Source organism: Aeromonas popoffii, from assembly GCF_037818705.1.
GTDB lineage: Bacteria > Pseudomonadota > Gammaproteobacteria > Enterobacterales > Aeromonadaceae > Aeromonas > Aeromonas popoffii.
In genome coordinates this window covers 324,440-339,725 of sequence record NZ_CP149129.1, presented here as the reverse complement: position 1 = coordinate 339,725, position 15,286 = coordinate 324,440, and the positions used below count along the sequence as shown (strand labels likewise).

14 protein-coding genes are annotated in these 15,286 nt (G+C 62.0%); 5 read left to right on the top strand and 9 right to left on the bottom strand.

Annotation, left to right across the window (positions count from 1 at the left end; all coding sequences use genetic code 11):
* Positions 1-184 precede the first annotated feature (184 nt).
* The 5 genes from ilvA to ilvG all read right to left on the bottom strand — a co-directional run bounded on the left by ilvA (position 185) and on the right by ilvG (position 6,585).
* Entirely contained in the window at positions 185-1,705 is a 1,521-nt protein-coding gene (gene ilvA / locus WJM78_RS01630) for a threonine ammonia-lyase, biosynthetic (RefSeq protein WP_042035892.1), read from the bottom strand.
* A 3-nt stretch (positions 1,706-1,708) separates the two neighbouring features.
* On the bottom strand, positions 1,709-3,550 hold the full coding sequence (gene ilvD / locus WJM78_RS01625; protein ID WP_339012984.1) for a dihydroxy-acid dehydratase: 1,842 nt from the start codon (positions 3,548-3,550) through the stop codon (positions 1,709-1,711).
* 144 nt (positions 3,551-3,694) lie between these two features.
* Positions 3,695-4,639, bottom strand: coding sequence for a branched-chain amino acid transaminase (locus tag WJM78_RS01620; RefSeq protein WP_275930875.1), 945 nt, complete (start codon positions 4,637-4,639; stop codon positions 3,695-3,697).
* A gap of 12 nt (positions 4,640-4,651) precedes the next feature.
* Positions 4,652-4,942 (bottom strand): acetolactate synthase 2 small subunit, encoded by a 291-nt coding sequence (gene ilvM, locus WJM78_RS01615; protein ID WP_339012979.1) that lies wholly within the window; start codon positions 4,940-4,942, stop codon positions 4,652-4,654.
* Entirely contained in the window at positions 4,939-6,585 is a 1,647-nt protein-coding gene (gene ilvG, locus WJM78_RS01610) for an acetolactate synthase 2 catalytic subunit (protein ID WP_339012978.1), read from the bottom strand. The genes ilvM and ilvG overlap by 4 nt, the downstream gene beginning before the upstream one ends.
* A 384-nt stretch (positions 6,586-6,969) precedes the next feature.
* On the opposite strand from ilvG, the gene WJM78_RS01605 reads away from it, so the two are divergent.
* From WJM78_RS01605 to WJM78_RS01595, 3 genes are all read left to right on the top strand, one after another.
* On the top strand, positions 6,970-8,484 hold the full coding sequence (locus WJM78_RS01605) for a YifB family Mg chelatase-like AAA ATPase (protein ID WP_339012975.1): 1,515 nt from the start codon (positions 6,970-6,972) through the stop codon (positions 8,482-8,484).
* A gap of 136 nt (positions 8,485-8,620) precedes the next feature.
* Positions 8,621-9,520, top strand: a complete 900-nt coding sequence (locus tag WJM78_RS01600; protein ID WP_339012972.1) for an acyltransferase — start codon at positions 8,621-8,623, stop codon at positions 9,518-9,520.
* Between the two features lie 9 nt (positions 9,521-9,529).
* Positions 9,530-10,486 (top strand): acyltransferase, encoded by a 957-nt coding sequence (locus WJM78_RS01595; RefSeq protein WP_339012970.1) that lies wholly within the window; start codon positions 9,530-9,532, stop codon positions 10,484-10,486.
* On the opposite strand, the gene WJM78_RS01590 is transcribed toward WJM78_RS01595, so the two are convergent.
* A complete protein-coding gene (locus WJM78_RS01590; RefSeq protein WP_339012967.1) occupies positions 10,417-10,914 on the bottom strand; it encodes a DUF523 domain-containing protein in 498 nt (165 codons plus the stop codon). The two genes, WJM78_RS01595 and WJM78_RS01590, sit on opposite strands and share 70 nt — an antisense overlap.
* On the bottom strand, positions 10,911-11,561 hold the full coding sequence (locus WJM78_RS01585; protein WP_212512842.1) for an NUDIX hydrolase: 651 nt from the start codon (positions 11,559-11,561) through the stop codon (positions 10,911-10,913). The genes WJM78_RS01590 and WJM78_RS01585 overlap by 4 nt, the downstream gene beginning before the upstream one ends.
* 75 nt (positions 11,562-11,636) lie before the next feature.
* Between WJM78_RS01585 and WJM78_RS01580 the strand changes: the two genes are divergently transcribed.
* Together WJM78_RS01580 and pncB are read left to right on the top strand one after the other, a co-directional pair.
* The gene (locus tag WJM78_RS01580; RefSeq protein ID WP_339012962.1) at positions 11,637-12,272 is read left to right on the top strand and encodes a nicotinamidase; all 636 of its coding nucleotides are present in this window, start codon (positions 11,637-11,639) and stop codon (positions 12,270-12,272) included.
* A gap of 1 nt (position 12,273) precedes the next feature.
* Entirely contained in the window at positions 12,274-13,452 is a 1,179-nt protein-coding gene (pncB, locus tag WJM78_RS01575; protein WP_108537415.1) for a nicotinate phosphoribosyltransferase, read from the top strand.
* Positions 13,453-13,526: 74 nt separating this feature from the next.
* Here pncB and WJM78_RS01570 read toward each other — a convergent pair whose 3' ends face one another.
* Together WJM78_RS01570 and WJM78_RS01565 are read right to left on the bottom strand one after the other, a co-directional pair.
* Entirely contained in the window at positions 13,527-14,135 is a 609-nt protein-coding gene (locus WJM78_RS01570; RefSeq protein WP_108537416.1) for a thiol:disulfide interchange protein DsbA/DsbL, read from the bottom strand.
* A gap of 137 nt (positions 14,136-14,272) precedes the next feature.
* Complete coding sequence (locus tag WJM78_RS01565; protein ID WP_339012956.1) at positions 14,273-15,262, bottom strand: serine/threonine protein kinase; 990 nt, start codon at positions 15,260-15,262, stop codon at positions 14,273-14,275.
* Positions 15,263-15,286: the final 24 nt, after the last annotated feature.

Sequence of the window (15,286 nt, the reverse complement as noted above, 5' to 3'; positions counted from 1 at the left end):
ATGACTTGGGACTCAATAGTGTGAAGCTGCCGACATTTCCGACTGGAAAAACGGTGCAGACGCAGAATCGTCGTAGAGAGCGGCAGGGAGCAACCGGGCCCAATAAGTTGCCCTGTTTACCAACCGCCACGGCCGCAAAAAAAGAGGGAGGCTTGCGGCCTCCCTGCTTGTGTTCTGCTCATCATCAGCTCGCCAGAAACAGCCGGTAGGCGGGGTCGTCGCTCACCTCTTTCCAGCCGTAACCAATCTCGCGCAGGTAGTCGTGGAAGGCGGCCACGTCTTCGTCTGGCAGCTCAAAGGCACACAACACCCGGCCATAGTCAGCGCCGTGGTTGCGGTAGTGGAACAGGCTGATGTTCCAGCGGCAGCCCAGGGTCTCGAGGAAGCGCATCAGGGCGCCCGGTTGCTCCGGAAACTTGAAACTGTAGAGACGTTCACCAAGGGGCCGGGCCGGGCGGCCACCAATCATGTAGCGCACATGGTTCTTGGCCAGCTCGCTCTCGGTCATGTTGACCACCGGATAGCCGTTGCCGCCGAGCTGATCGATGATCTGCCCGAGCTCCTCGTCACCGCCGGTGAGGCGCACCGAGACAAACAGCGAAGCTTGCGCCGCATCCGAGTAGCGGTAGTTGAACTCGGTCACCATGCGGGGCCCAAGCTGACGGCAGAAGTCGAGGAAGGCCCCTTTGCGCTCGGGGATGGTCACCGCCAACATGCCCTCGCGCTTCTCGCCGATCTCGCAACGCTCCGACACGTAGCGCAGGCTGTGAAAGTTGACGTTGGCACCCGACAGAATGGCCGCCATCCGCCCCCCTTTGACCTGCTCACGCTCGCTGTAGGCTTTCAACCCCGCCAGCGACAAAGCCCCCGACGGCTCGGCGATGGCGCGGCAGTCATCGAAGATGTCTTTCAACGCGGCGCAGATCTGGTCATTGGAGACGGTCACCACCTCGTCCAGATACTGGTTGCAGAGCCGGAAGGTCTCCTCGCCGATGCGCCTGACCGCCACCCCGTCGGCAAACAGCGAGACCCGCTCCAGATTGACCGGCTCGCCCGCCGCCATGGCCGCCTTGAGGCAGGCAGAGCCCTCCGCCTCCACCCCAATCACCTTCACATCCGGCAGCAGCTGCTTGATGTAGACCGCCACCCCGGCGGCCAGACCACCGCCGCCCACCGGCACGAAGACGTGGGTGAGGTGAATGTCCTGATCCAGCAGCTCCTTGCCGATAGTGCCCTGCCCGGCGATCACCTCGACGTCGTCAAACGGCGGTATCAGGGTGTAGCCCTCCAGTTCGGCGAGACGGCGGCTCTCGCCGTAAGCCTCGTCGAAGCTGTTGCCAAACAGCATAACGTTGCCACCTTGACGACGCACCGCATCGATCTTGATGTCCGGCGTGGTCTTGGGCATCACTATGATCGCCTTGATGCCAAGCTTGGCCGCCGACAGGGCGACCCCCTGCGCATGGTTACCGGCAGAGGCAGCGATGACACCGTGATCCTTCTGCTCCTGGGTCAGGGTGGCAATCTTGTGGTAGGCGCCGCGCAGCTTGAAGGAGTGGACCGGTTGCAGATCCTCCCGCTTCAAACTGACATGGTTGCCGAGCCGCTCGGACAATTTTTTAAGGGTCTGCAAGGGTGTCACCCGCGCCGCCTCATAGACGGGGGAGAGCAACACCTTGCGTAGATAATCAGCCGCAGAGACCATTGTTTACTCCTCCAGCTTGCTGCGGTCACGCACCGCGCCCTTGTCAGCGCTGGTGGCGAGCATGGCGTAGGCGCGCAGGGCAAAGGAGACCTGACGCTGACGGTCGAGCGGCTTCCAGCCACGGGCTTCCACGGCAACACGGCGGGCGGCCAGCACGCTGTCGGCCACCTCCAGCACCATGCTGCGGGCCGGGATGTTGATGTTGATGATGTCGCCATCCTCCACCAGACCTATGGTGCCGCCGGAGGCAGCCTCCGGCGAGACGTGACCGATGGAGAGACCCGAGGTACCGCCGGAGAAGCGGCCATCGGTGATCAGGGCGCACTGCTTGCCCAATCCCATGGATTTCAGATAAGTGGTGGGATAGAGCATCTCCTGCATGCCGGGGCCCCCTTTGGGCCCTTCGTAGCGGATCACCACAACTTCACCAGCCTTGACGGTACCGTCCAGAATGCCGGCAACCGCCGAGTCCTGGCTCTCGAATACCCGGGCCGGGCCACGGAAGCAGAGGTTCTCGTCATCCACTCCGGCCGTCTTGACGATAGCGCCATCAAGCGCCAGGTTGCCGGAGAGCACGGCGAGGCCGCCCTCCTGGCTGTAGGCATTTTCCAGCGAGCGGATACAGCCTTCGGCGCGATCCACATCCAGCTCGGGCCAACGACAATCCTGGCTGAATGCCTTGGTGGTGCGGATCCCGGCGGGCCCGGCGCGATAGAAGTCCACCACCTCCTGGCTCGGCTGGCGGCTGACGTCATATTCGTTGAGCAGTTCGGCCAGGGAACCACCCAGTACGGTGCGAGTATCCCCGTGCACCAGTCCCGCTTTTTCCAGCTGGCCCAGAATTGCCACCACACCACCGGCGCGGTGTACATCTTCCATGTGGTACTTCTGGGTGGAGGGCGCCACCTTGCAGAGCTGGGGCACCTTGCGGGACATGCGATCGATATCGGCCATGGTGAAGTCCACCCCGGCCTCCTGCGCCGCCGCCAACAGGTGCAGCACGGTATTGGTGGAGCCGCCCATGGCGATATCCAGCGCCATGGCGTTCTCGAACGCCGCCTTGGTGGCGATATTGCGCGGCAGGGCGGTCTCGTCATCCTGCTCATACCAGCGCTTGGCCAGCGTCACGATGCGCTGGCCCGCCAGCTTGAACAGCTGCTCGCGATCGGCGTGAGTCGCCAGCATGGAGCCGTTGCCCGGCTGGGAGAGGCCGAGCGCCTCGGTCAGGCAGTTCATGGAGTTGGCGGTGAACATGCCGGAGCAAGAGCCGCAGGTGGGGCAGGCGCTGCGCTCCACCTGTTCGCTCTGGGCATCGGAGACCTTGGGATCGGCGCCCTGGATCATGGCATCCACCAGATCCAGCTTGATGATCTGATCCGACAGCTTGGTCTTGCCCGCTTCCATGGGACCGCCGGAGACGAAGATCACCGGAATGTTGATGCGCAGGGCAGCCATCAGCATCCCCGGGGTGATCTTGTCGCAGTTGGAGATACAAACCATGGCATCGGCGCAGTGGGCGTTGACCATGTACTCCACCGAGTCGGCGATGAGTTCGCGTGATGGCAGGGAGTAGAGCATGCCGCCGTGGCCCATGGCGATGCCGTCATCCACGGCGATGGTGTTGAACTCTTTGGCCACTCCGCCCGCAGCTTCGATCTCGCGGGCCACCAGTTGCCCCAAGTCCTTGAGATGCACGTGACCCGGTACGAACTGGGTGAAGGAGTTGACCACAGCGATGATGGGCTTGCCAAAATCCTGATCGGTCATGCCGGTAGCACGCCAGAGGGCGCGGGCCCCGGCCATGTTACGTCCGTGGGTGGTGGTGGCGGATCTCAACTTCGGCATTATCTCTACTCCCTGAATGCCCATATGGGCTCGATGCGTTATGCGGTGATGATACGAGTGGATCGGAATCGATCCTGGTGAGGACGCCACTGGGCAGCCCTCACCGGAAGCGACTCGGGGAGGCATGGCACCTCCCCTCTCTCATCAGTCGTGAACTGGCGTCAGCCAGCCCCACTTGTCCTCGGTCTGGCCGTTGAACAGGCCAAAGAAGGCGTTTTGCAGCTGCTCGGTCACCGGGCCACGGCTGCCAGCGCCCACCTTCATCCGATCGACCGAGCGTACCGGCGTTACTTCGGCGGCGGTGCCGGTCATGAAGATCTCGTCCGCCACATAGAGCGCCTCGCGGGGCAGCGCCTGCTCACGCACCTCGTAACCCAGATCACGGGCCAGCGTCATGATGGTGTCGCGGGTGATACCGGGCAGGATGGCGGCGGTGGCGGGCGGGGTAAAGAGCACGCCATTCTTCACCAGGAACAGGTTCTCCCCCGCCCCTTCGCTCAGGTAGCCGTTCACATCCAGCGCCAGCCCCTCGGCGAAGCCGTTGCGTTTGGCCTCGCGACTGATGAGCTGGGAAGAGAGGTAGTTGCCGCCCGCCTTGGCGCCAGTGGGGATGGTGTTGGGGGCCAGCCGGTTCCAGGAGGTGACACAGACGTCCACCCCGTTTTTCAGCCCCTCTTCACCCAGATAGGCGCCCCACGGCAGGGCGGCCACCATCAGATCAGCCTTGGCATCCAGCGGCGGATGCAGCCCCAGCCCCACGTTGCCGACAAAGGCCAGCGGGCGCAGATAGCCGCTCTTCAGGCCGTTCTCGCGCACCACGGTGCGGCAGGCTTCATTCACGTCGGACTCGCTGTAGGGCACGTCCATCCAGTAGATTTTGGCGGAGTCGAACAGGCGGCGGGTGTGCTCCTGCAACCGGAAGATGCAGGTGCCTTTGGGGGTATCGTAGGCACGCACCCCCTCGAACACCGAGGAGCCGTAGTGCAGGGCGTGGCTCATGACGTGTACCTGGGCATCCTGCCAGGGCACCAGTTTGCCATTGAACCAGATGTATTGCGGGTGAGTGGCGGATTGGGAAGACTGTGACATTGACGTTGCTCCTTAAGCTCTGATCCGGGGTTGCTGTTCCAGTGCATCGACCCGGGAGACGTCCACCAGCTTCACCAGCTGGCTCCACAACTGCTGGATGGGACGAACCGACTCGACAGTAACCGTGATCCGCAGCTGTTGGCAATCCTGCTCCGCTCTCGTTTCCATACTAAGAGCGCAGAGATTGAAGCCACGGTGACGCACCACCCGCAGCACCCGCTCCATCACTTCGGGTCTGGGCTGGGCGTGGATATGCAGGGTGTGTTGTGCAAATGCTGGCTGTGCAAGGGTGTGCGGGTTCATGGGCGTTGCTCCATCATCTTGTGGTTGGCGACTCCCGGCGGAACCAGGGGCCAGACGTTTTCTTCCTCTGAAATAGCCACATGCAGCAGATAGGCGCTTTCGCTCTCAAGCAGGCGTTCGAGGGCACCGGCTATCTGCTCCTTACATGTGATGGTCTCACCCGGAATGCCGAAAGCGGCAGCCAGGGCAACGAAATCGGGGTTGTCGGAGAGGATGGTCTCGCTATAGCGGCCGTCGAAGAACAGCTCCTGCCACTGGCGCACCATGCCGAGACGCTGATTATCCAGCAGCACCATCTTCACCTTGAGCTGGGCGCGGCGGATGGTGCCAAGCTCCTGCACGTTCATCATGAAAGAGCCGTCACCGCTCACCAGCACCACTTCATCCTCCGGTCTAGACATCTTGGCGCCGATGGCGGCGGGCAGACCGAACCCCATGGTGCCAAGACCGGCGCTGGAGAGGTGGTTGCGCGGGCTGGTAAAGCGCATGTGCTGGGCTACCCACATCTGGTGCTGACCGACGTCACAGGCCACCACGCTGGTCTCCGGCAGCCGGGCGGAGAGCTGCTTGAGCAGCGCCGGGGCATAGATGGGCTGACCGGGATGGTCATAGCGAAATGCATACTCGCGGGCCATGTTCGCGCAGTGCTCACGCCATGGGTCGATGGCGAGAGGCTGCCCAAGCGCTGGCAGCACCAGCTTGAGATCCGTAGTGATACCCACCTCGGCGGCGCGGCGCTTGCCAAATTCGGCAGCATCCACATCGAGATGGATCACTTTCGCCTCGGGAGCGAACTCCTCCAGCTTGCCGGTTACCCTGTCGTCGAAACGGGCACCCACCACCACCAGCAGGTCGCACTGCTGCACCGCGTAGTTGGCAGCCTTGGTGCCGTGCATGCCGAGCATGCCCAGATAAACGGCGCTATCGGGGTCGAGCGCGCCAATCCCCTTGAGGGTAGTGACCGCAGGCATGCCGGTGACGGCAGCAAAGTCGCGCAGTTGCTGCTCGGCATTGGCCATGCCCACCCCGCCCCCGACGTAGAGCACCGGGCGCTCGGCAGCGGCGATCAGAGTGCGAGCAGCGGTCAACTCCGAGGGATTGAGCACCTCTGGCTCTTCCACCGCAAACAGCGGGCTCTGGGCCAGCACGGCAGCAAGTTGCACATCCTTGGGAAAATCGATCAACACAGGCCCCGGACGCCCTTCGGTGGCGATGGCGAACGCTTCTGCCAACACACGCCCCAGATCGGCGGCATCGGTCACCATGAAGGAGTGCTTGGTGCAGGAGAGGGACATGCCGAGCACGTCGACTTCCTGAAACGCATCGGTGCCGATGGCGGAACAGGGCACCTGACCGCTGATGGCCACCAGCGGCACGGAATCGAGCAGCGCCTCCGCCAGACCGGTCACCAGATTGGTGGCGCCCGGGCCCGAGGTGGCGATGCAGACCCCCACCTGACCGGAGGCGCGGGCATAACCCACCGCCGCCATGGCGGCCCCCTGCTCGTGGCGGCAGAGCTGATGGGCAAGACCCCCGTCATACAGGGCGTCGTAGACCGGCATGATGGCTCCGCCCGGGTAACCAAACACCTGGGTCACACCCTGTTTCTTGAGAGCCTGTACCAAAAACTGCGCGCCGTTCATGTGGAAAATCCTGTCCTGTAGTCGAAAAAAAACCCCCGAGCTGTGAGGCTCGGGGGTCGCTTGTTTCGTTCTGTCCGGTGGTGGGTCTATCCCTTGTTCCGTGCAGCTAAACGAGCCCCGAGCGGTGAGATAATAATCACCACTAGGACCACAATAATGCTGACGAAACGGGAGGCCATGTTCATAGTTACAACCGGAAATCCTGTGAAATTGGGGCGGTTTGCACCGCGAATGGCTATTAGAACTAGCATGGTGATTTTTATTGGGCAAGCCTTTTTTCTGTGACAACCCACTGATTTTGGCTATTCCCCAGCCGGAACCCTGGAATAAAAAACCAACAATAAGCCGTTAGTCAGAACATATATCAACTCAAGGACGGGATTTATGTCATTAGCTGTGGTTTATAGCCGTGCCAGCCTCGGGATCGCGGCACCACAAGTCACGGTGGAAGTTCACCTCTCCAACGGCCTGCCCGCCTTCAACATGGTCGGCCTGCCGGAAACCTCGGTGAAAGAGTCGCGGGATCGGGTGCGCAGCGCTCTGCTCAACGGCAACTTCGAGTTCCCGAGCAAGCACATCACCGTCAATCTGGCGCCCGCCGATCTGCCCAAGGAGGGAGGCCGTTTCGATCTGGCCATCGCTATCGGCATTCTCGCCGCTTCCAAGCAAATCCCCGCAAAATACCTGCTCGATCACGAATTTTTGGGGGAGTTGGCCCTGACCGGCGAGATCCGTCCCGTGCTTGGGGTGCTGCCCGCCGTGCTTGCCTGTCGCGATGCAGGGCGCACCCTGCTGGTACCGCGGGAGAACGGCCCAGAGGCCTCGCTGATCCAGGATGCCGAGGTGCGCACCGCCCACCAGCTGCTGGCCGTCACCGCCTGGCTGGCGGGACAATACGAGCTGCCGCTGCCGGATCCCCAAACCACGGATGCCCTGCCCGACGTGCCGGATCTGCAGGATGTGATCGGCCAGTCACAGGCCAAGCGGGCGCTGGAGATCGCCGCCGCCGGCAGCCACAACCTGCTGTTCATCGGCCCGCCCGGCACCGGCAAGAGCATGCTGGCCAGCCGCCTGCCCGGCATTCTGCCGCCACTCAGCGAGCAGGAGGCGCAGCAGACCGCCGCCATCCACTCCATCGGTGGCCTGACCCCGCGCGCCGGTCACTGGCACCACAGACCCTATCGCACGCCCCATCACAGTGCCTCCGCCGTGGCGCTGGTGGGCGGCGGCAGCCACCCGCGCCCCGGCGAAATATCGCTGGCTCACAATGGCGTGCTGTTTCTCGACGAACTGCCCGAATTCGAGCGCAAGGTACTCGACTCTCTGCGCGAACCGCTGGAGACGGGCCACATCACCATCAGCCGGGCCGCCCGTCAGGTGGATTTCCCCGCCCGATTCCAGCTGATCGGCGCCATGAACCCCAGCCCCTGCGGCCACTATGGCGACGGCCAGACCCGCTCCAGCCCGGATCAGATCCTGCGCTACCTCGGCAAGCTCTCCGGCCCCTTTCTCGACCGCTTCGACCTCACGGTGGAGGTGCCGCTGCTGCCCAAGGGGAGCCTCACCGGCAAAGCGGAGCGGGGGGAGTCGAGCCAGCAGATCCGCGATCGGGTACTGGCGGCGCGGGAGCGCATGCTGAGCCGCAATGGCAAGCTCAACAATCTGCTGGATAGTCGCGAGATAGAGGATATTTGCCGATTATCGCCGCAAGATGCTGAGTTTTTGGAGAACGCCATCCAGAAGCTGGGGCTCAGCATCCGGGCCTGGCACCGTATCCTGCGGGTGTCACGTACCATCGCCGATCTGGCAGGACAGCCCGCCATCGGCAAGGAGCATCTGATCGAGGCGCTCGGCTACCGCGCCATGGATCGGCTGCTGTCACGGCTGCGCAGCGGCTGAATAGGCCGAATTGCGTAAACTGAGTCCCTTGCTGCCGAGAGCGCTCTCCATGGTCTCGCGGGCGATCGGCTGATATTATGGCCACAGATCTGACCACTTGATGACCCTTTATCGACAGCAAGACGGACCCGAACTCATGCCCAACAAGCTGACAGAGCGACTGCGCGGCAGCCTCTCCACCCTGCTCTATTTTTTCAACACCCTCTTCTGGTGCATCCCCATCTTCTTGCTGGGTCTGCTCAAGCTGCCGCTACCGCTCAAGGGCTGGCGAACCCTCTGCAACGCCCTGCTCGATGGCTGTGCCAGCTGCTGGATCGGTTTCAACAATCTTATCCAGAAAACCATCATCAAAGCCCCTTTCGAGGTGGTCGGAGTGGACAAAGGGAGCCGGAATGAGTGGTATCTGGTCATTGCCAACCATCAATCCTGGGTCGACATACTGGTACTGCAGCGGGTTTTTAATCAAAAAATCCCGTTTCTGAAGTTTTTTCTCAAGAAAGAGCTGATTTGGGTACCTTTTCTCGGTCTGGCCTGGTGGGCGCTCGACTTCCCCTTCATGCGACGCTATTCCCGTAAATTTCTGGAAAAAAGGCCACATCTGAAGGGAAAAGACATAGAAACAACGCGCCGGGCCTGTGCCAAATTCCGCCACATTCCGGTGAGTGTGATGAACTTCGTGGAGGGCACCCGCTTCACCGCCCACAAACACGACAAACAGGCCGCCCCCTATCGCCACCTGCTGCACCCGAGAGCTGGGGGCATCGCCTTCACCCTGGCGGCCATGGGCGATCAACTGCACAAACTGGTGGATGTGACCATCGCCTATCCGGGCGGTATCCCCAGCTACTGGGACTTCATGTGCGGCCGGGTCGGGCAAATCAAGGTTCAGGTCCGCTATTTGCCGATCGACCGCAAGCTGGTGGGGGATTACTTCAATGACCCCGAGTTCCAACAAGAGTTTCAACAGTGGCTGAACGGGATCTGGCACGAGAAAGACCAGACCCTGAGCCAGCTGCTGGCAGACAAGACGCAGTAAACGACGCCCATGCTAACCATGCTCCCCGGCCCCCTGGTGCTGCTCATCAGCACCAGCCTGACCATTTTGTTCACCGCCCTGTGCGCCAGCCTGATCATGCTGGTGTCGCTGGCCAAGCTGCTGCCCATTCCGGCCTTTGGCCGCGCCTGCAGCCGGCTCAACAACCGTTTCATGAGGCTGTGGCTCGGTTGCAACGCCCTGGTGATCCGCCTCACCACCCGCATTGACTGGCAGGTTGAAGATGACTCTCAACTACGCAAGGATGGCTGGTATCTCATCGTCAGCAATCACATGAGCTGGACCGACATAGTGGTGCTGGGCCATCTGTTCCGAGACAGGTTGCCGGTGCCCAAATTCTTCATGAAGCACGAGCTCATCTACATACCGCTGCTGGGACTCGCCTGCTGGGGGCTGGACATGCCTTTCATGCGCCGCTATTCACGGGCGTTTTTGCTGCGCAACCCGCATCTGCGCGGCAAGGACATAGAGAGCACCCGCAACGCCTGCGAAAAGTTTCGCCACATCCCCACCACCGTCATCAACTTCGTGGAGGGCACCCGCTTCACCGAGCCCAAGCGGGATGCGGCGCGCTCCCGCTACCGTCACCTGATGCCGCCCAAGGCAGCCGGGCTCGCCTTCACCCTGGCGGCCATGGGGGAGCAGTTCGACAGCCTGATCAACGTCACCATCCGCTATCCGGAGAACGCCGAGACCCCGTTCAAGGACTTCCTGATGGGACGGGTAAAACGCATTCAGGTGCGTATCGAGGAGCTACCGGTGGATGAGACGCTGGTCGGCGACTACTTCAATGACAAGCAATTCAAACGGGGCTTTCAGGAGTGGCTGAACCAGCGCTGGCAGGAGAAAGACCAGCTGCTGGACAGCTGGCAGAGGGATCAGGAACCGCTGCCTGTGGCCGCCAAAGAGGGACCCAAAGAGAGTGCAGAGGCCAGCTCGGCCAACTGATCTTCCGAGAAAACGGCGATGCCGTGCCGACGCAGCAGGGCCGTGGTCTTGCCCTCACCCACCACAGAAACGCCTTCGAAGCGGCCGTTGTAGATACGGCCGCGGCCACATGAGGGGCTCCCCTCCTTGAGCAGGGCGAAGCGAATGTCCTGCGCCTGACAGAGCGCGAGGGCCAGCTCGGCGCCGCGATCAAACTCGGTCGTCACATCCAGCCCGCTCGCGGTCACCACCCGCTCGTCCTGTCGCTCGGCAGGGGGACGCGGGGTCGGCAAACCGCCCGCCACTTCGGGGCAGAAGGCCAGCACTCGCCCTTCGGCACCCAGCGCACTCAACCAGTCGCTGACAATTCCCTTGCTATGGCCGTCGTAACGCACTGGCTGACCCAGCAAACAAGCACTCACCAGCACACGGACGGGATCCGCATTCATGCTTCTGCTCCATGCATCACCTGATCGAACATCACGCAGCAGGGACTCTCCAGCCGGTAGAGAATGGCGGGGCGCTGCTTGCCGGTACGCTTGCGGCCAGTATCCACCAGAATGTCGGCGCGATGGATCCGCTTGCGAAACGCTGCCGTATTCATAGGAGTTTGCAGGATAATTTCGAAGGCGCGCTGCACCTCTGAGAGGGTGAACTCGGACCCCAGCAGTTGCAGCGGCAAGGTGCTGTAGCGGCTCTTGATCCGCAGCCGCTCCAGCCCCTTGGCAATCAGCTGGGTGTGATCGAAGGCGAGGCTGAGCCCCGGCAGGTTGGAGAGCGGATGCCAGCAGCCGTGAATGGCCTCGATCCCGGGATCGACCAGACAGAGATAGACCAGGGTCGTGGACCAGCCACGGGGATCCCGTTCAAGATTGCCGAGGGTGCAGACCTGCTCGCTGTAGCAGTGGCCCAGCCCCCACTCCGCCAGCAGGCGGCGCTGGGCGGCATCGAGATCCCGATCCAGTGCCTCGTCGATACGCAAGCCGGGTAGCTGCCAGCAGTGGGCAAAGGGGGGGCGATCACGGGTCTCGAGCAGCAGCTCGATCCGCTCGTCATGCAAGCGCAGCACCACCATATCCAGACTCATTCTCAACATGCCGATCGCCCTGCTCGCCTTCGATTAATGTTTGGTAGATAATATCACACGAATAGTATGTGCAGGAGCCACTCAATGGGAACCGTCGCCAGCCTGGATATTGATGCGCAGAAGGGATTTACCCCCCTCTGCCCGAACGAACTGCCCGTCGCGGGCGGTGATGATATTGTGGCTGCGCTCAACGCTCAGGCCACCCTCGCCACGCTGCGGATCGGCAGCAAGGACGCTCACCCCGCCAATGCCGACTGGGCCGTCTCCGATCCTGCCGGCATGCTGCTGCCGCTGAATCTGCCCAACGCCGACCTCACCTGGCCGGTGCACTGCGTACCGGGCACCCGGGGGTTCGAACTGCTCGATGGTCTGCCCGCTCCCATCGATTACGACTTCTTCGTCTGGAAGGGGATCGAGCCGGATCTGCATCCCTACGGCACCTGCTTCCACGATCTGGCCGAACAACGCAGCACCGGGCTCATCGAGTTTCTGCAAGCCCGCAAGGTCAGCACAGTGCTGGTCGGCGGCCTTGCCACCGACTACTGTGTCAAGACCAGCGTGCTGCAGCTGCGCCACGCCGGTTTCCGGGTGATCGTCCATCTCGATGCCTGCCGTGGCATCGCCCCCGCGACGGTTGCCAGCGCCCACACCCAGATGATCGAGGCTGGCGCCGAACTGGCCCAGACCCTGATCGATGTACAACGCCTGCTGGACGCCTGATATGCCACCGATTCTCACCAGCCTGCTCGACACCGACGCCTACAAGCTGCATATGCAGCAGGCGGTGTTCCATCGCTATCCGGATGCCGAGGTGGTGGCCGAATTCCACAGCCGCAACGAAGAGGATCTGCTGCCCATGATGGGCCAGATCGAGGAGCAGCTTCGCTTCGCCGGTTCCTTGCGGCTGACCAGACCCGAACTCAATTTTCTGGCCGAGCGCCCCTTCTTCACCCCTGACTACCTCGACCACCTCCGTCGCAAGCCGCTCGATGCTTCCCTGTTGAAAGTGTTCGAGCAGGATGGCCGCATCAATGTGCGAGTCGAAGGGCCCTGGCAGGATGTGATCCTGTGGGAGATCCCGGTGCTCGCCATCATCAGCGAGATGCGCAACCGCTTCCGCTACCCCCAGTTTGGCGTCAGCCAGGCGCTGGAGCGGCTCGATCAGAAGATCGACAAGCTGGAACATACACTCAGCGCTGAGGAGATGAGTGAGTTCAACCTCATCGATTTTGGCACCCGCCGCCGCTTCTCCCACGCGGTGCAGGATGCCGTGGTGGGCCGCCTCAAGGAGCGCCTGCCGGCGTTTCGCGGCACCAGCAACTACCTGCTGGCCCAGAAGTACCACTTGTCGGCTGTGGGCACCCAGGCCCACGAGTGGTTCCAGGCCCATCAGCAGCTCGGCTTCCCGCTGGAGCACAGCCAGCGCGCCGCCCTCACCAGCTGGCTGGATGAGTTCACCAACCACCTCGGTATCGCCCTGACCGACTGCATCACCATGGATGCCTTCTTGCGTGACTTCGATTTCGAGCTGGCCAGCCGTTATCAGGGGCTGCGACATGACTCGGGCGATCCCGTGGTGTGGGGCGAGAAGGCCATCAGCCACTACCAGCGGCTCGGCATCAACCCCACCGACAAGACGCTGGTCTTTTCCGATGGGCTCAACCTCGACAAGGCCGTCGAGTTGTTCCGTCACTTCCGGGGCCGTATCAACACCAGCTTCGGCATCGGCACCAAGCTCACCTGCGATCTGCCCGGCGTCAGTCCCATGAACATCGTGTTCAAGCTGATGGAGTGCAACGGCGGCCCGGTAGCCAAGATCTCCGACAGCCCGGGCAAGACCCTGTGCCGGGATGCGGACTTCATACGCAACCTCAAGCAGGCCTTTCACGTCGGGGTCTGATCTTCCAGAGCGCCAGAAAACAAAAAGCCCGCCGGTTCGCACCGGCGGGCTTTTTTCATGATGTCAGGCCACCATCAATCTTTCTTGGCCAACAGGAATTTCACCAGCTGGTTGAACTGCTCCTGGGAAGTAATGGATTCGATCTTCACCATGTACTTGCCATTGACCAGGAAGGCCGGCACACCGCGAATGTTGTAGCTCTCGGTGTTGCGATCGAACTGGGAGACCATGCCGGAGACGGCGAAGCTGTCGACGGCACCGTCGAACTCTTCCGCTGGCACACCGTTGTCCACAAAGATCTGCTTCACGTCATCGCGACTCATCGGCGGCTGACGCTGGGTGTGGATCTTGGTGAAGATGGCCGGAGTCAGCTTGGCTTCGGCATTGAGCAGGCTAGCGACGGCGTAGGCGCGCTGCATCTCCGGACCCATCTCGCGGCCGAGGAAGGCAACCGGGTTCTTCTTGAGGGGCACACCCTCTGGCAACCCAGCCTTCAACTGTTCAACGATCGGTTCGAAGGTGGCGCAGTGCGGGCAGAAGTAGGAGAAGAACTCCATCACTTCCGGCTGGGCAGTGCCAGTCTGTTTGACCACATCGTAGTTGACGCCTTCCTTGAACTCGGGGGCGGCGTGAACCATGGGGATCATCAGCATGGCAGCAAGGAAAAATAAAACTTTTTTCATGATGTTTCCTGTTAAGGGATCACTGTGAGGCACGCCCGGCGAACCGAAGCAGTGCCAAGCCTATTGTGTCGCCATCCCGCCGTCAATGGTCAGAGCAGGAGTTCGAGTCCCTTCTGTCGCTCAATATCCCCTCAATGTCACCAGTTTGGCATCAGGGTCAAGGGCGGCGCCTTCAGCGCTTCCAGCTGATCGTGCAGGATGGCGATTTGCTGGCGCCAGTAGTGATCGGTATTGAACCAGGGGAAGTGACGGGGGAACGCGGGATCTTCCCAGCGCCGCGCCAGCCAGGCTATGTAGTGGACAATCCGCATTGCCCGCAGAGGCTCGATAAGCGCCAGCTCACGCGAGTCGAACTCCATGAACTCCTCGTAGCCCGCCAGCAGGGTATCGAGCTGGATCTGCTGCTCGTGGCGCTCGCCGCTCAGCATCATCCAGAGATCCTGGATGGCGGGACCGGTACGACAATCATCGAGATCGACGAACATGGGGCCGTCGCGCCACAGGATGTTGCCCGGGTGGCAGTCGCCATGCAGGGAGATCTGTGCCACATCCAGGGTCATGGCATCGCTGACATGCTTGATCAGCTCGTCGAGCACCCCGAAAAATTGCTTGGCCAACCCGCTCGGCAGCCACTCACCGGACGCCAGCAGCTGACGCGGCTCGTGCAGCATGCTCTCCACATCGAGCCGGACCCTGTGATGGAAGGGGCGACAGGCGCCGATCTGGTGGATGCGGCCGAGGAAACGCCCCACCCACTCCAGCTGGTCGAGGTTATCCACCTCGAACTGGCGGCCACCGACGCTCTGCCAGATGGCAAAGGGGTAGCCTTCGTGCTCCAGCAGGGTTTCGCCAGCGAAGGCGAGCGGCGCGGCGACCGGGATCTCCGCATCCCAGAGACGCGTAGCGAACTCATGCTCCTCGAGGATCTGGGCCCGACTCCAGCGGCCGGGACGATAAAACTTCACCACATAGCGGCGACGATCCTCATCCTGGAACTGGTAGACCCGGTTCTCGTAGCTGTTGAGCTCGATGAGGCCGGAGTCGAGCCGCAGGCCGCTGAGATCCAGCGCATCCATGATGAGATCGGGATTGAGGTCGGAATAGTTGAAACGCATGTCATCCACCATAAGAAAGGGGCGCCGTTGCGCCCC